This is a genomic window from Thermosinus carboxydivorans Nor1, from assembly GCF_000169155.1.
In the GTDB taxonomy this organism is placed as follows: Bacteria; Bacillota; Negativicutes; order Sporomusales; family Thermosinaceae; genus Thermosinus; species Thermosinus carboxydivorans.
Window position 1 is genome coordinate 45,466 of sequence record NZ_AAWL01000002.1, and the last position, 21,534, is coordinate 66,999.

General features: G+C 49.7%; 17 protein-coding genes, 2 tRNA genes, 1 pseudogene and 1 riboswitch. Of the genes and pseudogenes, 9 read left to right on the forward strand and 11 right to left on the reverse strand.

Annotated elements, in window-relative coordinates; translation table 11 throughout:
- Positions 1–168: 168 nt before the first annotated feature.
- The 6 genes from TCARDRAFT_RS01780 to TCARDRAFT_RS01805 all read right to left on the reverse strand — a co-directional run bounded on the left by TCARDRAFT_RS01780 (position 169) and on the right by TCARDRAFT_RS01805 (position 6,490).
- The gene (locus tag TCARDRAFT_RS01780) at positions 169–3,387 is read right to left on the reverse strand and encodes an efflux RND transporter permease subunit (protein WP_007288297.1); all 3,219 of its coding nucleotides are present in this window, start codon (positions 3,385–3,387) and stop codon (positions 169–171) included.
- Positions 3,384–4,514, reverse strand: coding sequence for an efflux RND transporter periplasmic adaptor subunit (locus tag TCARDRAFT_RS01785; RefSeq protein ID WP_007288298.1), 1,131 nt, complete (start codon positions 4,512–4,514; stop codon positions 3,384–3,386). Before TCARDRAFT_RS01785 ends, TCARDRAFT_RS01780 begins: the two co-directional genes overlap by 4 nt.
- A 344-nt stretch (positions 4,515–4,858) precedes the next feature.
- Positions 4,859–5,383 carry a hypothetical protein gene (locus TCARDRAFT_RS01790; RefSeq protein ID WP_040682944.1) on the reverse strand — a complete coding sequence of 175 codons (525 nt, stop codon included), beginning with the start codon at positions 5,381–5,383 and terminating at the stop codon, positions 4,859–4,861.
- Positions 5,384–5,470: 87 nt separating this feature from the next.
- Positions 5,471–6,157, reverse strand: a complete 687-nt coding sequence (locus TCARDRAFT_RS01795; protein ID WP_007288299.1) for a BMQ_0737 family morphogenetic spore coat protein — start codon at positions 6,155–6,157, stop codon at positions 5,471–5,473.
- 178 nt (positions 6,158–6,335) lie between these two features.
- Positions 6,336–6,411 (reverse strand) — tRNA-Lys (locus TCARDRAFT_RS01800).
- 2 nt (positions 6,412–6,413) lie between these two features.
- A tRNA-Gln gene (locus tag TCARDRAFT_RS01805) sits at positions 6,414–6,490 on the reverse strand.
- Positions 6,491–7,142: 652 nt separating this feature from the next.
- Here TCARDRAFT_RS01805 and TCARDRAFT_RS16135 point away from each other — a divergent pair.
- Positions 7,143–7,991: a methyl-accepting chemotaxis protein gene (locus TCARDRAFT_RS16135; protein ID WP_007288300.1), complete on the forward strand. Its 849-nt coding sequence runs from the start codon at positions 7,143–7,145 to the stop codon at positions 7,989–7,991.
- Positions 7,992–8,089: 98 nt separating this feature from the next.
- On the opposite strand, the gene TCARDRAFT_RS01815 is transcribed toward TCARDRAFT_RS16135, so the two are convergent.
- The 5 genes from TCARDRAFT_RS01815 to TCARDRAFT_RS01835 all read right to left on the reverse strand — a co-directional run bounded on the left by TCARDRAFT_RS01815 (position 8,090) and on the right by TCARDRAFT_RS01835 (position 12,896).
- Positions 8,090–8,878 (reverse strand): flagellar motor protein MotB, encoded by a 789-nt coding sequence (locus tag TCARDRAFT_RS01815; RefSeq protein WP_007288301.1) that lies wholly within the window; start codon positions 8,876–8,878, stop codon positions 8,090–8,092.
- Between the two features lie 250 nt (positions 8,879–9,128).
- Positions 9,129–9,467 carry a hypothetical protein gene (locus tag TCARDRAFT_RS01820; RefSeq protein WP_040682945.1) on the reverse strand — a complete coding sequence of 113 codons (339 nt, stop codon included), beginning with the start codon at positions 9,465–9,467 and terminating at the stop codon, positions 9,129–9,131.
- A 19-nt stretch (positions 9,468–9,486) separates the two neighbouring features.
- Positions 9,487–9,861, reverse strand: a complete 375-nt coding sequence (locus TCARDRAFT_RS01825; RefSeq protein WP_007288302.1) for a response regulator transcription factor — start codon at positions 9,859–9,861, stop codon at positions 9,487–9,489.
- A 179-nt stretch (positions 9,862–10,040) separates the two neighbouring features.
- Entirely contained in the window at positions 10,041–11,300 is a 1,260-nt protein-coding gene (locus tag TCARDRAFT_RS01830) for a methyl-accepting chemotaxis protein (protein ID WP_007288303.1), read from the reverse strand.
- Between the two features lie 60 nt (positions 11,301–11,360).
- On the reverse strand, positions 11,361–12,896 hold the full coding sequence (locus TCARDRAFT_RS01835) for a putative bifunctional diguanylate cyclase/phosphodiesterase (RefSeq protein ID WP_007288304.1): 1,536 nt from the start codon (positions 12,894–12,896) through the stop codon (positions 11,361–11,363).
- Between the two features lie 598 nt (positions 12,897–13,494).
- Here TCARDRAFT_RS01835 and TCARDRAFT_RS01840 point away from each other — a divergent pair.
- The 8 genes and pseudogenes from TCARDRAFT_RS01840 to TCARDRAFT_RS01875 all read left to right on the forward strand — a co-directional run bounded on the left by TCARDRAFT_RS01840 (position 13,495) and on the right by TCARDRAFT_RS01875 (position 21,366).
- A complete protein-coding gene (locus TCARDRAFT_RS01840) occupies positions 13,495–14,250 on the forward strand; it encodes a response regulator transcription factor (protein WP_007288305.1) in 756 nt (251 codons plus the stop codon).
- Positions 14,251–14,471: 221 nt separating this feature from the next.
- Positions 14,472–14,560, forward strand: a riboswitch (cyclic di-GMP riboswitch).
- Positions 14,561–14,815: 255 nt separating this feature from the next.
- Positions 14,816–15,376: pseudogene (locus TCARDRAFT_RS01850) on the forward strand (methyl-accepting chemotaxis protein); the annotation flags it as partial.
- 83 nt (positions 15,377–15,459) lie between these two features.
- A complete protein-coding gene (locus TCARDRAFT_RS01855) occupies positions 15,460–17,478 on the forward strand; it encodes a chemotaxis protein CheA (protein WP_007288307.1) in 2,019 nt (672 codons plus the stop codon).
- Between the two features lie 15 nt (positions 17,479–17,493).
- Positions 17,494–17,943 carry a chemotaxis protein CheW gene (locus tag TCARDRAFT_RS01860; protein ID WP_007288308.1) on the forward strand — a complete coding sequence of 150 codons (450 nt, stop codon included), beginning with the start codon at positions 17,494–17,496 and terminating at the stop codon, positions 17,941–17,943.
- A gap of 37 nt (positions 17,944–17,980) precedes the next feature.
- Positions 17,981–18,445, forward strand: a complete 465-nt coding sequence (locus TCARDRAFT_RS01865; protein WP_007288309.1) for a chemotaxis protein CheX — start codon at positions 17,981–17,983, stop codon at positions 18,443–18,445.
- Positions 18,446–18,491: 46 nt separating this feature from the next.
- Complete coding sequence (locus TCARDRAFT_RS01870) at positions 18,492–18,857, forward strand: response regulator (RefSeq protein WP_007288310.1); 366 nt, start codon at positions 18,492–18,494, stop codon at positions 18,855–18,857.
- Positions 18,858–19,070: 213 nt separating this feature from the next.
- Complete coding sequence (locus tag TCARDRAFT_RS15415) at positions 19,071–19,241, forward strand: hypothetical protein (protein WP_007288311.1); 171 nt, start codon at positions 19,071–19,073, stop codon at positions 19,239–19,241.
- An 82-nt stretch (positions 19,242–19,323) separates the two neighbouring features.
- Positions 19,324–21,366 carry a methyl-accepting chemotaxis protein gene (locus tag TCARDRAFT_RS01875; RefSeq protein WP_007288312.1) on the forward strand — a complete coding sequence of 681 codons (2,043 nt, stop codon included), beginning with the start codon at positions 19,324–19,326 and terminating at the stop codon, positions 21,364–21,366.
- The last annotated feature ends 168 nt before the right edge of the window (positions 21,367–21,534 follow it).

Consider the following 21,534-nt stretch of genomic DNA (forward strand, 5'->3'; position numbering starts at 1 on the left):
CCCATGTAGAATTCCGGTATGATAAGGGTGCTCAATCAAAACCATACAGAAAGTTTCGGCCATGGGCGTCTATAAACGGCATAGCACATCTGCACGGTCTTTTAAACACCTAAATAAGTATGAGTGTGGGATGATCAAAGCCTTTTTGGATGAAACGGTCGAAGACAATCAACGAACGCCTAAAGCTTTATCTTTAGCCGGGCGACCGTAAAGTTCATAGTACAACAGCGGCACGGCAAACAGCGTAAGGACCGTGGCGGCTACCGCCCCGAACATCATGGCGATGGCCAGGCCCTGGAATATCGGATCAAACAGCATTACAAACGAGCCGACGACCACGGCCAAAGCCGTCAGGACAATCGGACGGACACGGACAGCGCCAGCCGCAATAACCGCCTGCCGGACATCGCCCTGCTCTTGCCGGGCGGACTCAACAAAGTCTACCAGTAATATCGAGTTACGGACAATAATGCCTGCCAGCGCGATAAATCCGATCATCGAGGTGGCGGTGAAGAAAGCGCCAAACAGCCAGTGGCCAGGCAAAATCCCGACCAGGGTAAGCGGTATCGGGGCCATGATGATGACCGGGGTGACAAAGCTTTTAAACCAGGCGACAACCAGAATATAGATGAGCACCAGCACGACGGCGAAAGCCAGGCCCATGTCCCGGAAAACCTCCTGGGTGATGTGCCATTCGCCGTCCCACTTGATGGCATACCTGTCTTCCAGCCAGGGCTGCACTGCTGAATATTGCTTTAGCTCATCGCCGCCGGAAAGCCCAATCCGGCTGATGCGGTCGCGCATCTTGAGGATGGCGTAGACCGGACTTTCCTCCTGGCCAGCGACATCGGCCACCACATAGGTCACCTGGCGCAGATTTTTATGATAGATGGTCTTGTCCTCCACCGTTTCTCGTTTTTGCACCAGGCCGGCCAGGGGCACCTGGCGGCCGTCGGCGGTCGGCACGGTCAGCCGGGCCAGAAGCTGGCCGTCCCCCCGCTCGTCCGGCGGCAGGCGGAGGACCACCTCTACCGGTTCTTTGTCTTTATCCACATGGGCCAGGCCGGCGGTAAAGCCACCAAGCGCCGCCTGCACCGTCTGGGCGGCGGTTTGGACATCCACGCCACTTAAAGCGGCTTTTCCCCGGTCCACCTCATACACCAGCTTGGGACGGTCGTTTTCGACATACCAGTCCACATCAACCACCCCAGGCGTGCTGGCGAATATCTCTTTTACGCGGCGGGCTACGGCCAGCTGCCCCGCCCGGTCCGGGCCGTAAACTTCGGCGACCAGGGTGCTGAGGACCGGCGGTCCGGGCGGGACTTCCGCCACTTTCAGGCGAGCGCCGTACCGGTCGGCTATTGCCGTGAGGACCGGCCGCAGTCTTTTAGCAATGTCATGGCTCTGGGCCGACCGTTTGTCTTTGGCTACCAGGTTGACCTGGATATCCGCGGTGCTGGCGCCCTGACGCATATAATAATGGCGTACCAGACCGTTAAAGTTATAAGGAGCGGCAGTGCCGATATAGGCCTGGTAGTCGGTTACTTCCGGCACAGTCTTCAAGTACTCGCCTAGCTCGCGTGCCAGGGCCGCCGTCCGCTCCAGCGGGGCGTCCTCCGGCAGGTCGACGATGAGTTCGATCTCGCTCTTGTTGTCAAATGGCAGCATCTTGACCATAACGGCCTTTAGCGGTATCAATGCTACAGCGGCGGCCAGCAAGACAACCATCCCACCCAAGACCAGGCGCCGCCGCCGCGCATCATCCACCAGGGCGGCCAGCATCCCGGTGTACCAGGCGTGCAGGCGGCCGGCCGCTTCGGTCTCGGTTTTGTGATGCCGGGTATTTTTCAACACCTTATAACTCAGCCAGGGACTGACGATAAACGCCACCAGCAAGGAAAACAGCATGGCCGCCGATGCCCCCACCGGGATGGGGCGCATATACGGTCCCATCAGTCCGGAGACAAAGGCCATGGGTAGTAGCGCGGCAATAACCGTAAAAGTAGCCAGGATGGTAGGATTGCCCACCTCGTCCACCGCCGCTACCGCCGCCCTGACGCTTACGCCGTTTAGCCGAAAATGGCGGTGAATATTCTCTACCACCACTATAGCGTCATCGACCAGTATGCCGATAGAGAAAATCAAGGCAAACAGCGTCACCCGGTTGAGGGTATAACCGTACAGGTAGTTTACCAATAGCGTCAATGCCAGCGTCACCGGCACAGCCACCGCCACCACCGCCGCTTCCCGCCAGCCCAGCGCCAGGGCCATCAGGATAACGACAGAAAAAGTAGCGATCAGCATATGCTCCAAAAGCTCGTCGGACTTTTCCTTGGCCGTTTCACCGTAATTACGGGTAACTGTTATATTTATGTCACCCGGTATGAGCACGCCCCGGAGGGCTTCCGCCTTGGCCAGGGCCCGGTCGGCAATAAGGCTGGCGTTGGCGCCTTTCTTCTTGGCGACCGCTACCGTCACCGCCTCCCGGTCGGCCTCGGGCCGGGCAGCGGCCGGTATGCCGGCCTTATAGGCGGCAGCCGGTCCCAGGCCCATGAAGACGTACTGGTCGGGCTCGCCGGGCCGGTCGTCGACTGTGGCTACGTCTTTTAAGTATACCGGCCGGCCGTCCCGCACGGCGACCACCACGTCGGCCAGGTCGGCGGCGCTGTATAAGAGGGCACCGGTCTTAACGCTGTACTCCCGGTTGTCTTTACTGGTGCTGGCGGCAAGGGCGACATTTGCCTTTTGCAAGGCCGCCACCAGTTCCGGAACGCTGGTATTATAGGCGGCCAGCCGGCCGGCATCCAGCGTTACTTTGAACTGGCGCCGCTGACCGCCGATAACCGTGCACTCGGACACATTGTCGTCCTTTTTCAATTCAGCAGCCAGCTCCACCGCTACCCGCCGAAGCTCATAACCGCTGTAGTGGCCAGCATCGCTCCATAGCGTAAGAGCCAGCACCGGCACGTCGTCGATCGACCGCGCCTTGACCAGGGGCTGCGATACACCGGGCGGGATGCGGTCGTAGTTGGCCATCAACTTGGTGTACAGTTTGACCAGGCTGGCCTCGGTGTTTTCGCCAACGTAAAACCGGACAATGGTCAGATTCTGGCCGGGCTGGACGATAGAGTAGACGTATTCCACCCCAGTTATTTCCCACAATAGCTGCTCCAGCGGCCGCGTAACCCGCTCACGCACTTCTTCCGCCGATGCACCAGGATAGCTGACCAACACGTCGACCATCGGAACGACTATCTGTGGCTCTTCCTCACGTGGGGTGATAACCGTGACAAAAACCCCGACCAAAAGGGAAACAATTACAATAATCGGCGTCAGCTTAGAAGTTATGAACGCCTTGGCAATTCTGCCGGCCAGACCGCTGTTCATCGCACTACCACCTCTTTAGCCACCGCGCCGTCCAGGGCCCGGTCAACGTCGCTTACCACCACCTGGTCACCTGCCGCCAACCCGGTCAATATCTCCACCTGCTGTCCATAGTCTTTGCCGGTTTTGACCAGCCGATAGCGAATGACATTGTCATTACCGACAACATACACTCCGGTCAGCTGACCTTTTTCCACCACCGCCGTCCGCGGCACCAAGTACGTCTTCCGATCACCGACCGCCAAGCGCACTTTGGCGTACAGCCCGCTCTTTAACCCCTCACCCGGCACGCTGACCCTGACCAAAAAGTTACGGGACTTGACGTCGACCGCCGGCACTACTTCTTTTACCGTGCCGTCAAGCTGACGGCCGGCAGCCGGTACGGTGACAAAGACCTTCATCCCCGGGTGAACAAAAGAGGCATAGCGCTCATCAACACCGGCGTCCACCTCAAATTCTGCCGCGTCTTCGATCACCGCCAGCTGCGTGCCGGGAACAACGGTGCTGCCTTCCTCCACTTTTTTCTCCCGAGCAATACCGTCAAACGGTGCCGTAACCCGGGTAAATCCCTGGTAAACCTTAGCCTCTTCCAGCGCGGCGGCCGCCCGGACGGCAGCAGCCTGAGCCCGTTCGTAGTCGAAATCAGCGACTTTTTTCTGAGCGGCTACCCTGTCAAAGTCCTGCCGGGAAATGGCCCCGTCCTGGACCAGCTGGGCATAGCGGCGATAAGTAATGTCGGCCAGCCGGCGGTTCTCCGCGGATGCGGCCTGGGCCTTGACGGCCTCCTGGTAAGCCGCTTCAGCCGCCGCCACTTTCTTGGCCATTTCGTCCGCCGCAATGGTTACTAGCAGCTGGCCGGCACGGACCGGCTCTCCCTGCCGGAAGTGCACGGTCACCACCGTACCGGTTACTTTGCTGGCGATGCTGCCTGTCGCCCGGGCCCGCACCGTGCCGGCGGTCTCGTAGAAGTCCTCCACCGCCTCTTCCCGTACCGGGCTGACCACCACCTGCGCCACTTCCGGGCGCCGGACCTCTGCTGTGCCCGGCTTTATCTTGCCGCAGCCGGCCCCAAATAGACCAACCAGCACCAGTACTATCAGTCCGGTTACCATCAGATATTTTCTGTCCATGCTTGCTTACCTCCCCCATCTACACATTTATAAAATGTTCTGCATATTTTGTGGCAAACCTCTTTTACCCGGCCTGTAAAGGTAACCGTCTGTTTACCCGTCCCGAAGGGGTGGGGTAAAGTGTATATGATATTATATACGGTACGAAAAAGACATCACCTCCTGACCGGGATGAGTAACCAAAAAATGATTACTCAGAGGTGATGTCTTCCAGAATATTATTCGCTTGTTTAAGAACTTGGCTGGCAGCATCAAGGCAAAACCCGTATTATATGGTTTTATACACATGGTGAAAGAAGATTGTTTCGTCGAAATATCGCGCACTTTTAACAAATTCGGCACAATCAGGAATGAAATTTCTTTTTGTTGGGTTCAAAGCCCCTAATTTTATCTGATTTTATTTGAAAATCTTTCAATTGGGAAATTAAGGATGAACTTAGAGTGATATTTTGCTTACTTGCCTCACGTAAGAATTCAATTTGACTATACCTTTTGTCTTGATTTATTATTTGGTAATTGGAGACTTGACTATTTTCTTTCTGAGCAGGTACTAGATTTTGATTTTCCTTTGGAATTTTTTCGTGATATTCTTGTTGTTTCTTGATATATGTTTCAGATTTAACTATGTTGGACTGAATGATCCAATAACTAACTGCGGACGCTGCCAACATAACAATCAAGATTTGTGTATATGGTAAAAAACTCCACATCGCCCCTATAGTAGACGCAATAAAAAACAATAGCAGCATATTTTTATATGTCCAATCAGATGATCCTAATCGTCGTAACCATGTATTAATTAGAATATACGTAAAGGCTGAGGCTAAAGCAATTAATATTATCTGTATACTAACATTGTTTGTCAGCACATATATCCCTCCTTGCTTAAATTTTATATTTCTTTTTATTTCTAGTATATGTATAGAGGGGCACAAAGGCCCCTCCCGGAAATCACGTTAGCTACTGGGGAAAATGTCAGGGCATTGTGGCGGAAAAGTAGGTTTATTACATGCCAAACTTAAGCTGCCAGTTCCACAGTCAAGGGTATTATCTCTCGGTTCGCAGAACTTACCTTGCACTTCCAGTTTAACCTCAGTTTCCACATACACGTCCTGACAAATACTAATTTCAAAAATAAAGTTGCCATCAATCGGCACATCACTAAGCGCAACGGCATTTGCGCTAAGAACGTTTGTTGTAATATTGTTAGAGGTAAATGGTTGCGGAAAACACAAACCTACTCTTTCCAACATCTGGAAAGTAACAGGGAAAGTTACTACCGGGATAGTTGAACCAGTAGTGTTATTGTAAACTTCTACTGTTAGATTAGCCGTTATCAGGATTTGGGCACAACCTATTTCAATTTCCTTTTCGTTAATAATTACAGTTTTCCTGACAATACTTACGATTTTGGTAGTTACATCGGCAGGGGTGAGCTTACCAACAACCCGCAATACATTTCCGGCATCAATAAGTGGCTGTAACACGGTAAGACTAGCTGCAGGAATCGCAATGTTTTTAATTTCATCAGTATTTAGTAAAACCCAGTCATACACTTTGTTAACTCGTATACATTCATTTGTAAATTCTGTACCTTGGCGTGACAAAGAATTTTTCTCCGAAACAACTTGATAATCAAACATACATACATCACCTCAGTAATATTATTCATAGAAACGTTCTACAATTATAGTAGGAACGCTCTACGGTATATTATATTAATGGTAAAGTTGTTATGTGATATAATATCTTTCATATCTGACAAAGCCGCATATAACAAAAACCCCTTGCCGCACTAGCAAGGGGTTAGCTTTTTTTGACTGGTGACCCGCCTGGGACTCGAACCCAGAACCTACTGATTAAGAGTCAGTTGCTCTACCAATTGAGCTAGCGAGTCAGTGGCTGGGGAGGAAGGATTTGAACCCTCGAATGTCGGAGTCAGAGTCCGATGCCTTAACCAACTTGGCGACTCCCCATAGACTATTTAAATGTTAGTAATAAGTTTTCTCTTTCGCTTATTTATTGTACAAGCACTTAATACCCTTGTCAAATCGTTTTTTTTACGAAAAAACGAGCATGAATTAATTACATGGCCAACTTGCAGATTAAGGTCTGTTAGTCGCTGATCACATAACATCACGCCTGCTGAATGCTATAATGACCAAAACACTGCCTGACGATATCAATCGTGTATATCAGTGTTTTCAGTTTGGGACGGGCTGAACGTCACCAAGCCGGCTGCCCGCACTCCCACAATGCGAACGAGTTTATGCCAGGAATAATTGACAACGAAAAGAACCAAGGTTTTTCGAGCAATGTGGTCGGGCCGGTAAGCCCTCCTTGCCGTTCCAAGAAGTACAGTTCGCTATCCCGGGCACTGCTGACGTCCATGGTACCCTTTTTATGCAAAAAAACTGTACTGAAAAAATGGCGAGCCCCTAACACGAAGTAACGTAGCTGTTGTTCAGAAACTCAGCCTTAAATTTATTACCCGTCAGAGCGTTTGTAGAGCTGCTTAATTGCGAAATAGCCAGCCCGCCCCGCTGATAATTCCCAAATTATTTGTGCGAAAAAGGGAAATTGTCTAAACACGTCGAAAAAGTAGCCAACTAAAAAGGAGGGGTTACGATGAGCCAATTGACAGGCGAAGAGCTGCTTGACTTGTTTTGCAAGGTAGCTCCTTATCTAAACGATGTGTTTGCTGGTGATGTCGGTGTGACTATCGCCCGGGACGGAAAGTATATTTTGTATATTCCTGCCAGTGACCTAAACTTGGGCACCAGGGTCGGTGAACCGGTGCGATCAGGCGCTACCAAGGAGGCCTTGGAAACCGGCAAACAGGTTGTTAAATACATTCCGCGTGACAAATCGGCCTACGGCGTTCCTTATATCGCTAATGCCATGCCCATTAAAGACGGCGGCCGGGTAATCGGCTGTGTAACAACCACCCAGAGCGTAAAGTCCTTCGAAACTATTAACCATGTTACCGGCGAACTGGCGGCCTCTTCCGAAGAACTGACGGCCGGCATGCAGGAGCTTGCCAGCCGGGCAACCGAAGTGGCCACAGTCGGCGGTGAACTTAGGGAACTGAGCAAGAATCTGCTCAATGCGGCGCGGAAAACAGATGAAATCATTGCCTTTATCAGGACGGTGGCCAACCAGACCAATCTCCTCGGCCTGAATGCCGCGATCGAAGCGGCCCGCGTCGGCGAAATGGGTCGAGGCTTCGGAGTCGTAGCCGAAGAAGTGCGAAAACTGGCGGCGGCCAGCGCCGAATCGGTGAAAAATATTTCCGAATCCTTGACCAACATGTACCGGGCCATTGAAGCGCTAACGCAAAAAATTGAAAACATTGAACATAACGTCGTGTCCCAGGAAGCGGCCATCCAAGAAATGGCCAAGGCCAGTCAGGAGCTGGCGGTTATGGCCAGCCGCCTGTCCGAGTCCGCCAAAACCTTGTACGAATTCACGGAATAAAGAAGGGGCACTACCCGGGCAGAAGTTGCACAACCCAGGAAATGTAAGGCAATTGAAAAAAGCGCAAATGACCTTGTCGAGTAAGGTCATTTGCGCTTTTACCGTTTAATACCATCCGGCAGATAACTGCGCATGATCAACACCTCGACCCGCCGGTTCTTCGCCCGCCCTTCTTCCGTGTCATTGCTTGCGACCGGGCGGTATTCACCATAGCCGCTGACGCTTATCCGCTCCGGCTTGATTTCGGCCTGCGACAGCATATATTTCATAAAATTAAGAGCCCGCACGGTGCTCAAATCCCAATTGCTCGGAAACTCCGGCGTATTTATCGGCATGTTGTCGGTATGTCCGGCTACTATTACCCTTTGCGGAAGCGGCGCTATCATTCGGGCGATCTCCGTCCCCAGCCGCAGCGACTCGGGCTTGAGTTCGGCCCGGCCGGAGGCAAACAACGCCGTGTCTTTTATCCTTATCATCAAACCGTCATCGGTAAGCGCGGTCTGGATATCGCCGGCCAAATTATTTTCCGCAATATACCGGTCCAGCTGTTTCTTCAGTTCAACAAGCTGGACAGTTTCTATCATATATGCCTGCTCGTTGGCCCCGGCCATACCGGATACCACTGCCGGTGTCTTAGGCAAAACAGGCATCTGGGATGGACCATCGACCGCGTACGGCACCGTGCGGACGCTTTCGAAAATGGACGTATTGCCCCGGAAAGCATAGCTGAACGATTGCGCCAGCTGCTCAAATTTTTTCTGGTCAATTTGGGAAGACGCATAAAGTACAATAAACAGAGCAAGAAGAAGAGTCAACATATCGGAATAAGGAATCAGCCAAGTCTCGTCAATATGTTCCTCATGATGCGAATACTGCTTTCTAGCCATTAGTTTGCCCCCTGTCTTTGTTAAGGCCAGCCCGCTCACTCTGCGGTATAAATACCAGCAGTTTAGCCTCAAGGGCGTTAATTGAATGCATATTCTTCGCCCGCCAGCGTAAAGGTCACCAGCCGTTCCTCATCCATTTTTTGTTTTCAACCACCATACTGACTTTCGCATCGTCAATTGCCGTAGCGGTGCTTCATCTATCGCATAGGCGACATTACCCTGCAAATCCATATTCAGGTCAATAACCACATTAACATCCTTGGTAACGACAAGCTTTTCCTTCAGTACTAGTTTCCCGCGGCGAACCTGGGTAAAACCAAATGGTATCTACGACAAATTCATCGTCACCCTTATCTTGGCCATTAATAACAGCACTCAGCTTGCGTGCCGTCTCCTTAGACATATCCAGAATAATCCGTCCTGAAGCTTTTCCAGTAAATCTAGTAATTACCGCCAGCCCAGCCGAGCTAAATGTATCATTCTGGGGCAGACAAGCGGTAACCGTTATTTCTGAACCAGTGATATCGCCCAACAACTGCTTGACCTTTGGCAAACAAGCTGTCCATATATCTTTTTTCGACTGAGCCAAATAGCTCACTTCCTTCTAGCTATCGGTTATACACGAGTGCACTGATAATTTTTTTCAATTCACCTTCTTTGACTGGTTTGAGAATAAACTCTTTAATCCCCATTTGTCTAGCTTTTTTAACCAGTTCATCATCCTGCATCCCACTTTGAATGATAATTCTGGCCTGGCTATCTTTACTCAAAATTTCTTGAGCAGCGGCCAGCCCATCCATAATTGGCATGACTATGTCCATAATGACAACATCTGGCTTAAGTTCAAAATACATTGCACTACCTTCTTTGCCATTATAGGCTGACCCGACAATCTCAAATTTTTCATCATTTTCAAAAAACCTAGCGACAGCTTTATGAATAAACGGCGAATCATCAACCACCAAAATACGAACCTTGGCCATCTGCTACTTAACCCTCCTCTAATGGCCTTTCAAAATAGGCACATAATATATGCCTATACTAAATTATGCATAACAAAACCCCCAGCCGTAAGCCGGAGGCCCTGATGATAGATCCCCAATTTGTTTGGCCAGACCTTAGCTGAACACAAATTCGTCAATAATGCATCGCGGCGCTGTCGCTATTTTATCCGGAACTGTTTTACCAGAGACTGTAGCTCGTCAACAATCCCCAAAGTGACTCCAGCCGCATTACTTATCTGCTGCGTAGTGGCAGTCTGCTCTTCAACGGCCGCGCCGCCTTCCTCCGCGCCGGCCGCAATCTGCTGAGCGGTTGCTGACAAAGCATTGGTCTTATCGCTAACGGTCTTTAGGTCTGACGACAAATTCTCGACCGTCGCCAAGATCTCCTCGGTAGCGGCAGCAATTTCACCTGACGCAGAATTTATTGTCCCTAGCGCTTCTCTGGCATTATTTACCATGTCAACACTTTCATTAATTTCCTGCAAACTTTTCGGAATGAGTTCAATAACTTCCTGGGTAACCTTGGTACTCTCACTGACTATTTTCGCGATCTCGCCGGCCGCCTGCCGACTGTCTTCGGCCAGCTTTCTGACCTCCTCCGCCACTACCGCAAACCCGCGGCCGTGCTCGCCCGCCCGGGCAGCCTCGATGGCGGCGTTAAGCGCAAGGAGGTTAGTCTGGCCGGCAATGCTGCTCACCATGCCGGCAATCCGCCCGATCTCCTCTGATCTTTCCCGCATCTCGAGCACCTGGCTGTTGACCTGTTTAAGAGTCTCCCGGGTCGCCAGTACTTTAGTATTAATATTTTCAACCGCCGCCACGCCGTTTTGGGCCTTTTCCATTGCCGCCTGGGCATTGTTGGCTGAAGCATGGCAGGCCGTGGCGATCTCATTGGCATTGGCCATTATCTTATTGCTGATTTCGGCCAGGTCCTGGACATTCTGAGCTTGTTCCTGCACTGCCGTCGATGTCTGCTGCACCATTGCCGCAATCTGATTAGCGGCCTGAGCCAGCTGTTGGCTGTTGGTTTGCGCCATTGCACTGGCGTCATAAACTTTTTGAGACGCTTCCTGGATCTTAGTGACCAAGTCCCGCAAAAACTTGGTCATAACATTTATACTGTCAGCCAGCACCTGTATTTCGCCAGTTGCCTGTACGGCGATCTCCTGGGTCAAATCTCCCTTGGTAATCTGTTCGGCCCGGCCGACCAGCTCATTTACCGGTCTAAGGACTAGTCGGCCGATCAGCCACAGCGAAACTACCGTCCCGGCTGCCGCACAACCAAGCGTCACTATCACTAGCCCCGTCGTGATAATACTCTGGTGACCGGTCGCCAGCAATATGCCAACCGGCAGCAGCGCAGCCAGCAAATAACTTAGCGCAAAATAGCCCGCAAAAACCTTAGATAATTGAGACATTTCCCAGTATTACTCCTTTTACCCTGCTTGTTAATAGTCTTTTTACAACGACTAAATTCATTACCTGCTATGGCGACAGAGCAAAGCAACAACATCGCGAGCAGGCACAGGCGGACTTAACAAATAGCCCTGGTATTTATCGCACCCGGCTGCTTGCAAAAGCGTGAGCTGTTCTACCGTTTCCACCCCCTCGGCTACAGTGCTCAATCCCAAGTCAGCCGCCAGTCTTATAACTGTCTGGACTATAGCGTAACTGCTGACATCGTGGGTTACATCAGCGACAAATAACCTGTCAATTTTGACCGTGTCCAGAGGAAACAGTTTTATATATTTAAATGATGAATAGCCGATGCCAAAATCATCGAATGCAATCGTTATCCCGCTGCGGCGCAACTCCGCCAGCATGTCCCGCACCACGGCTGTGCTGACAATCTCAATATTTTCGGTAATTTCCAATTCCAAAAATTGTGGCTCAAGCCCGGTAGCAGCAAGTACCCTTCTTACCGCCTTATTTAACCATCCTCCTGCAAAACAGTTCGCCGAAATATTTACGGCTATCCGGCCAAATTTCACCCCGGCATCCAGCCATTTTTTCCCCTGCCGACAAGCATGTTCAAGCACCCATTCGGTTAGCCGGTTGGCAAGGCCGGACCGTTCCGCCAGCAGAACAAAGCAAGCCGGCGGTATCTCCCCATACACCGGGTGCTTCCAGCGTAACAGCGCTTCAACCCCGGTCACTTGGCCGGTAGCAATTTGCACCTGCGGCTGGTAATACAACTCAAGCTTATCAGTTAAAATTGCTTCGCGAAGATCAGCTACCAGGGCCATCTCTTGTGTCAAATCCAGTTTCATTGTCTGGTCATAGGTCGTCCACGTATTGTGTCCGCTGCTTTGCGCCTTAAGAATAGCCTGTCCGCCTTTTTTGATTAGTTCTTCAAGATCGGTGCCGTCGTCAGGGTACCGGACCAGCCCGGCATTAATCGTCATGCTCAGATTGTAGTCGCCAACTTTCAGGGGCTGACCGGTATTTTCAATAAGTCGCGCGAATAATTGCCCAACCTCCGCCTGGTTAGCAGCTTGTCCGGTTATTATAAACAAAAACTCGGTATCACGTAATTTAAACAGGCGATGCGCCTCGTCGACTAGGCTGCCCACCTGTTTGCTTACATGCTTCATGGCCTTTTTTTTGGCCTCCGGCCCAAAGATACGAGCAACCTGGTGCAGGCAGCCTATATCCCATAACAGCATTGCCAGTGGGGCCTGCCGGGTCAGCATCTCCCACTCTTTTTTCAATTCCCGCTTACCCGGAATACGTACGCCGGTCGTTTTCCCCCGGCTTGGCGCCGCCCTCGGCAGCTGGATATACATCAACCGCTGCGTAAGTTCCGCCGGCTCCTTGCCCGTCAGCTGCGGCACGCCATAAACTTTTATACCAGTCCCCACCTTGGTCGAAAAGGACGCGAGCAATTCATTCCAAGGCCGCCCTACTAATTCTCCGGCTTGACAACCCAGAACCTTAAGCCCCGGTCCTTCGGCATAACAGACATTGCCGGTGCGGGTATCGATTTTTAGCATAATATAGGGACTAGCTGACAAAAAAAGTTCCCTCCCGCCACTCTCGCCACCAAGCCAGCTTGCAACCTAACCTGACAAGAGGCGTTGGTTGCTAATGGTTGACAGGATAAAGCTAAAAAAATTTGAGATATTTTAGACGAAAAAATTATATTAAAGTTACCGCTGATATTTCTTTCATTTTTTTTACTTGTTTTTAAGTTTTGGTTACTATTTCCACGTAGAATCTTTACTATTTCGACAAAATTTTGCTAACTTGAAAAGCAAACCAGTACTTGATCCTCTTTACTCTGCCAAAAATTTGTTATTGATTTTCTAAGTAAAGAGTAAATAAAATATTTTAAATAAAAATTTGTTAGCACTCACTAATTCTGAGTGCTAACAACGTCATTATGGTCTGGGCATTTATTCACCAGCCGGGCATAGATGCACGTGTACTATCCGCCCCCAGATTTTGCCCTCAGCTGTATTCTGGCGACCACCGGCAGGCGACCATAAAAGAAATTACCCAGTTGGTTGGCAACCAGACATTTCTGCTCCCGGAGTTTAGCTGAGCAGCCTGCATCAGTCTGCTGGTTATTTGTGCTCGCTGACAGCAATCATGTTACAAGGCGGTGATAACATGAATGTACTGTTGGTGAACGATGACCCGCTGGAGCTTGAACAGCAGAAACTTCTTATCCAGTCTGTCTGCCCCCACTGGCGCCTATTTACTGCCGGTAACGGTTCGGCAGCCATAAACCTGACGACAACCAATTATTTTGAGCTAGCGTTTCTGAACATCAATCTTCCGGCCCAGTCCGACCTGATCGTAGCCGGAAAGCTTCGCCAGTCGGGTCGAGTAAAGGATATCGTCATCGTTACCGCCCACCAGGACTTTGCCATCGCCCACGCGGCGATCAAAATCGGCGCTGCCGATCTTCTCATCAAACCCATCTCCGCAGATGAACTAAATACCATTCTCAGCAGATATTTGCCCCCAAAAAACACCAAGCCTGTTTATTCCCCGCTCATAACTAAAGTATTGACAATTTTGGAGAACCGTTACGCTGAACGTCTTTCCCTAACCAATATAGCGGCCACGGTACATGTCAATCCTTCATACCTCAGCCGCCGCTTCAAAGCCGAGGTCGGCTATTCCTTTTCCCAATACCTTATAAACCTTCGCCTAAAAATCGCCAAAGACCTATTGATCAGCCGTCCTGACCTCAGCATCGCCCAGATAGCCGAGCAGACCGGGTTTGCCAGCCAACAGTATCTGAGCGCTTTATTCCATCGCAATACCGGCCTTACCCCGCGCGAATATCGCAAAAATAACCCCGCTTGCCGCAATCAGCACCAGCCCTACGGTTGTTCCGACCAACCCGTCAGTAGCTAACTGTAAAGCGTCCGCTCTTTCTGGCAGTCGCCTGTCGGTCGGTCGCCCACCACGGCGATGAGTTGCCTGTTCCAGCGCCTAGCCCTATTAGCCCTCTGTGCAGACAGGCTATAGCAAAAAATCAAAACAAAAATTGACAAATTGTGTTATAATATAAATTAATTAACAATTATTTTATTATTATAGCTAAATTTACAATTTAACAGTTAATCGCAATAGCAATTATCCAAGGGCAAACCTGTCGAAAGGCAGGGACGCAAAGCCAAGGGCCTAAGGAATAGAAATTATTCTATGGCAGCCGGTTGCATGATTGCACCGGATCCTTCTATGCCCTTAGACATAGAAGGACTTTTTATTTTGAAAAAGGAGGGGATAAAGGTATGAGGTATATGGAAAGAGGTGGAATATGGCGTCAATTTTTTGAGGGGAAGGAGATGTTTATGAAATACCTGCGAATAAACATACAAAGCCTGCTAACAAGGATGACCGTATTTTTCGGGCTGGTCGTGCTGGCAGGGTGTGTGGCCCTGCGGAGAAACTTGCTAGCCTGGACAAATCAGTCGGCCAGATTGGGGAAATTATGGGCGTAATTACCGGCATCGCCGACCAGACCAACCTTTTGGCCCTCAATGCCGCCATTGAAGCGGCGCGGGCGGGCGAAGCCGGCCGCGGCTTTGCCGTGGTGGCCGAGGAAGTGCGCAAACTCGCCGAACAGTCGCGCGCTTCAGCCGACCAAATCAAACAATTGCTGGACACCATCGGCGCCGAAACTGGCGAGGTGGTGGCAACGGCCAAGGTAACCCAGGACCAAGTGACCAACCAAATTGAAAATGTCAAAAATACTGTGCGGTCGTTCGACGACATCTTAGCTTCGGTTGCAGCAATTGCCCCCATGATTGCCGCCGCCTACCAGGAAATGGACAAAACGGTCAAAGCTAAAGACGCGGTATTGGACCGCGTCTTTAGCGTTAGCGCCGTATCAGAAGAGACCTCGGCCGCTTCCGAAGAGATTGCCGCATCGGCCGAAGAGCTTACTGCTTCGACCCAGGAGATTGCCGCCGGCGCTCAGCAGGTGCTCGAGGTGGCCAAACGGCTGGACGAGCAAGTCGAGCGGTTCAAAGTTTAACGCCTAGATATATAAATATTAAGGCCCTAGCATAAGACCAGGGCCTTTTTGAAAAAATGAATTGTTTTCAGGAGGCAAATTAAATGAATACCAGCCAATACTTAGAAATGTTTTTGGCTGAGTCACGCGAACACCTGCAAACTTTAAATCACTGTTTATTAAACCTGGAAAACAATCCCAGTAACTTATCCATCCTTGATGAAATATTCCGGAGTGCCCATACTATCAAAGGCATGTCCGCTACGATGGGCTTTGCGGTTATTGCCGAACTGACCCATGAAATGGAAAATATTCTTGATTTATTGCGCAAGGCTGATTTAAAAGTTACCAACGAAATCATTGATAACTTGTTTAAATGCATTGATACGCTGGAACAGCTAATCGAACATGCCGCTACCGGTAGCGATAGCAAAATAGATATTGCTGGCTTAGTGGGTCAATTGCGCCAGCTGGCCAAAGGCGAAAGCTCCTTTGAAAGCATTGGCAAAAATTCGAAAGATGATACGGCCTTCGGACTGAATTTTAATGATGCGGAAATCATGGCGATTAAAATGGCCAAAGCACAAGGACGGCAGGTGTATGAAGTCCAAATCCAGCTGCGGGAAGACTGCTTGCTAAAATCAGCCCGTGCTTATCTAGTAATAAAAGCTTTAGATGAACTAGGTGACATACTTAAAAGTGTTCCCACGGTCGAGGAACTAGAACAAGAAAACTTTGACCTAAGCTTTCACGTAGCACTTATCAGCGATGACGAACCGGAAAAAATCAAACAAGTGATTTTGAACATCGCGGAAATTGCCAGTGTGACGGTGCGCCCTTGCCCGCTGCCCGAAGCGGCCGATTGTAACCAAAGCAAAAAAAACAGTGACCACAGCCTCAAACCAGAAAACGATAAAAAAGATAAACAAGTCCCGCCGCAAACACCCAACACTGCCAACACTAAAATCAAAGGCACGCAGACAGTCAGAGTAGATATTGAAAAATTTGATACCCTCCTTAATCTTGTGGGTGAACTGGTCATTAATAAAACCAGGCTGGAGCAAATCGGCCAGACGCATCGGTTGGCCGATTTAATCGAAACAATTGAACAAATGGATCGCGTCACTACCGACCTCCAGGCAGTAGTCATGAAGGTACGCATGGTTCCTGTCGGGCAGGTGTTTAATCGTTTCCCGCGAATGGTGCGCGACTTGTCGCGAGAATTAAACAAAGAAATCAACCTGATTATCCAAGGTGAAGAAACCGAACTTGACCGTACAGTCATAGACGAAATAGGCGATCCGTTGGTTCATCTCTTACGCAATGCGATTGATCATGGCATAGAAAGTTCAGCAGAACGGCAAGAAAAAGGAAAAAATCTTGTTGGCGAAATCCGCCTGATCGCTCGCCATGAGGGCAATAATGTAATCATTATTGTGGAAGACGATGGAAGAGGTATTAACCCTGAAATTGTTAAGCAAAAAGCGGTCCAAAAGGGACTTATCACCCAAAACGAAGCAGACAAAATGGATAATAGCGAGGCAATCCGCTTAATTTTCCAGCCAGGGTTTTCGACTGCTGAAAACGTCACTGACATATCCGGCCGGGGGGTCGGCATGGATGCCGTGAAAACAAAGATTGAGTCGTTGGGGGGAATAGTAGATGTAGAAACCAAAATCAATGAGGGAAGCAAGTTTAAAATCCGGCTGCCGCTTACCCTGGCGATTATTCAGGCACTATTAGTACAAGTTCACGATGAAATTTATGCCATCCCCCTGGGCTCAATTGACAGCACCATCAGTATTAAGCCGGAAGAAATTAAAACTGTCCAAAACCGTGAGGCCATTTTGTATAGAGGCCAGGTTATTCCTATTGTACGTCTGGCTAAAGTTCTAGACGTACCGGTGACCTATCAACAAAAACAGGACGACCTGTTTGTAGTAATCGTCCGCACAAACAACCATTTAGCAGGAATTGTTGTTGATAACCTTATTGGTCAACAGGAAATTGTTATCAAGTCTTTAGGTAAATTACTGTCTGGCGTTAAAGTAGCCGCCGGCGCAACAATCTTAGGCAACGGTCAGGTTGCGCTTATCCTGAATGTAGATACATTAACAAAATAAGGAGACCGATTTGTTATGGCTGAAAATTTTGGTTCTGACAACCAGGTTCAGGTTGTAGTGTTTAAATTAGGACAAGAAGAATATGGCATAAATATTTTGCAGGTACAGGAAATAAAACAGATGACCGAAATTACCCGTATTCCCCAAGTGCCTGACTACATCACCGGCGTTATCAATTTGCGCGGGAGCGTTTTGCCGGTAATGGACTTAAAAAGACGCCTTGGCCTAGCACCCCAGCCTATTACTGACGACACGCGGATTGTTATTGTCAAAATTGACGATACAGCTATTGGTATGATTGTCGATGCTGTTACCGAAGTGTTAACAATAAACCGGGAAAATATCGAACCGCCTCAGGCTGGCATTTGCGCAACATCGCCCAACTACCTGAGCGGCGTAGGTAAGCTCAATGACCGTCTGCTTATCCTGCTGAACGTTACCAATATTATTAGCATTGGTCAATAAGAAGTTTAGTAAAAATATAATGAGCTGTGGTGAAAAGATGAAAGCTGAGTATTTGAATGTTATTCTGACCTCTACCATAAACGTTATAAAACAATGGATGGGAAAAGATTTTGTTTTGGCCCAAAAAAGTTTAAAACATACGCCTATTACAACAAAACCACTGACGGTTGTCGTTGGTGTCAATGGCGATTTAAGCGGCAACGTATTTATTTCTTTTGAAGCTGGAACGGCTAAAAAACTGGCATCGTCAATGGCAGGCGGTTTTGTTTTTGAAGAAATAGACGAATTATGCAAAAGCGCTATCGGCGAAATTGGCAATGTCATTATGGGAAATATTTGCACCGCTTTTGCCGAAAAAGGGAAAAAAATCGACATTACACCTCCCGTCCTTGTCGAAGGCGAAAACATAAAATTAGGCACCAAGTATTCTCCGCTAGTGTCCTTAGATTTGAAATCCGTAAATAATGAAGAAATAACCTTAGACATATCGCTTAGCGATTGAGCTTTTCGGCTGATTTGATTAAACACCAGGAGGTTTTGCTATCTATATGGGTGCAAAAGTTCTAATCGTTGATGACGCAGCATTCATGCGAATGGTTTTAAAAAACATTTTGACAAATAATGGCTTTGAAGTAGCAGGCGAGGCCGAAAATGGCAAGGAAGCCGTTATTAAATATACAGAACTAAAGCCAGATCTAGTAACAATGGATATTACTATGCCTGAAATGGATGGAATAACTGCCGTAAAAGAAATCAAAAAACTGGATCCCCAGGCCAAAATCATTATGTGTTCTGCCATGGGACAACAAGCTATGGTGATAGAAGCTATTAAAGCAGGAGCGAGTGATTTTATCGTCAAGCCTTTTAAAGAAGATTTAGTAGTTGAAAAATTAAACATTCAACAGGCTAAATAGATCAATAAATTCCGCTTCTTTCGATGCTACGACTAACAACCACGTATACCGCCTTGAGCAGAGAAGCCGCATAAAGAAATGCCGGTACGCAGTTCGACCCGAAGTGGTCAAGCTTTTTTGAATCCTGCTTTGGATGAAGGACGAAAATAAAAATAATTCCTTAAGTCTTTGGTAAAACAGTTAAGAAAAAAATATAGTGAAATCGGAGGACACATGATGAGGCATAGTGAAAATAAAATGAAACAATTGGATAAGTTGGTTTCTCTGGAAGAAGCCCAGGGAGTATCCATCCTTACCAGTGAAGAACTGGACGAGCTATTGAAGGAACTGACAGACATGGTTCAAGAGCTGGAGAAACTGGCAGTAGGCAGGACAAATTGCTGAACAGCAGCTAGTCATGTCCCGACTGAGAAAGCCTGTATGCTGCCAGTATAAACTGAGCGCAAAAAAGGGGAAGGAGATGTTTATGAAATACCTGCGAATAAACATACAAAGCCTGCTAACAAGGATGACCGTATTTTTCGGGCTGGTCGTGCTGGCAGGGTGTGTGGCCCTCTGGCTGGTCAGCACCAATCGCGCCGACGAGGCGATAAAAGCCGAAGCCGAAGAAGGCATGCTAAAAGTGGTCAAGCAATATACGGCAATGCAGGACAATCACATTGCTACTCTCAAGTACATAGTAGAAAACGTGGCGGCCCGTGATGTTGTACGCGGCCAGGCCGGCGGCCGCGAAACTACTTTACAAGAAAAACTCGCCGTTTTGGCCGCGGAACTGCAGCAGGCCGAAAAACTAGGCTTCAAACGGATGGGTCTGATCGACAAGTCCGGCAAAGCTTTCTATCCTGACGGCAGAACCGCCGACCTTGGCGACCGCGACTACTTTAAAGAGGCGCTGACTGGCAAAACATACATATCCAGCACGTTGGTCAGCAAAGTCGATAACTCGGTCATGTTTGCCGTAGCCGCCCCGGTCCGCCATTATGCTACCGGCGAGATAACCGGCGTGGTGTTCGGCATCATCGACAGCGCCCGCTTTGCCAAGGAAATAGGCAGCCTTTCCTACGCGCAGACCGGCTATGCCTTCGCGGTCGATAGCACAGGTAAGATGATTGGCCATAAAGACCAAGAACTTGTGCTTAAACAGGTAAATTTCATCGAAGAGGCCAAGAAAAATCCTGAGCTGGCCGAGCTGGCAACTATCATCTCCCGGATGGCCAATGGCGAGGAAGGCTTAGGCGTCTACACTTATCAGGGAGAAAAGAAATATGTTGCCTTTGCCCCGGTCAAGAGCACCGGCTGGTCAGTCGCCATTAACGCCCCGGTCGATGAAGTGCTGGATAAGGCAGCCGGTTTAAACCGGGCGCTGCTGGTAGTTTCCGCGCTGGTACTCGTCATCGCTCTGGCCCTGACGGTCTTCATCGCCCGAAGCATTGCCATTCCGATAAAGCTGGCCGTCAACCACCTCGGTACAATCGCCGACGGCGACTTCACCCAGGTGGTGTCTGACAAATTCATCCGCCGCACCGACGAGATCGGCCAATTAACCAGGGCGCTTGACAAGTTGCAGCGTGACCTGCGCCCCCTCATTGGCGGCATCCGTAGCGACGCTAAGACGCTGTCGACAAGTTCGGAAAGCCTGAGCGCCGCCTCCCAGGAAGTAGCGTCATCCTCAAGCGAAGTCGCCCGCGCCATTCAGGAAGTGGCCAGCGGCGCGTCCGACCAGGCCTCCAGCCTGCAGGACATCATCGCCCTTATTGGCGATATTACCTCACAACTGGAAAAAGTTTATACCGAACTGGGCAGAGTAAAAGCCAACAGCGAGGAAACATCCGCCCTGGCCGGTAAAGGCAAACAGGAACTGGATCTGCTCACCGCATCTATCGACAATGTCAAACAGGCTTTCCAGCTGGTTGCGGAGAAACTTGCTAGCCTGGACAAATCAGTCGGCCAGATTGGGGAAATTATGGGCGTAATTACCGGCATCGCCGACCAGACCAACCTTTTGGCCCTCAATGCCGCCATTGAAGCGGCGCGGGCGGGCGAAGCCGGCCGCGGCTTTGCCGTGGTGGCCGAGGAAGTGCGCAAACTCGCCGAACAGTCGCGCGCTTCAGCCGACCAAATCAAACAATTGCTGGACACCATCGGCGCCGAAACTGGCGAGGTGGTGGCAACGGCCAAGGTAACCCAGGACCAAGTGACCAACCAAATTGAAAATGTCAAAAATACTGTGCGGTCGTTCGACGACATCTTAGCTTCGGTTGCAGCAATTGCCCCCATGATTGCCGCCGCCTACCAGGAAATGGACAAAACGGTCAAAGCTAAAGACGCGGTATTGGACCGCGTCCAAAGCGTTAGCGCCGTATCAGAAGAGACCTCGGCCGCTTCCGAAGAGATTGCCGCATCGGCCGAAGAGCTTACTGCTTCGACCCAGGAGATTGCCGCCGGCGCTCAGCAGGTGCTCGAGGTGGCCAAACGGCTGGACGAGCAAGTCGAACGGTTCAAAGTTTAACGCCTAGATATATAAATATTAAGGCCCTGGTACAGACCTGGAGCAAATCATTAAAAACAAGCCCAACCTGAAAGCACCTCTTTGTAAGGTTTCAGGCCGTTTAGCAATCTCGCAGCGGGAAAGTTATTCGCCATCTTTAGCCCTATGCGGCTTGGCCATCTATAACTA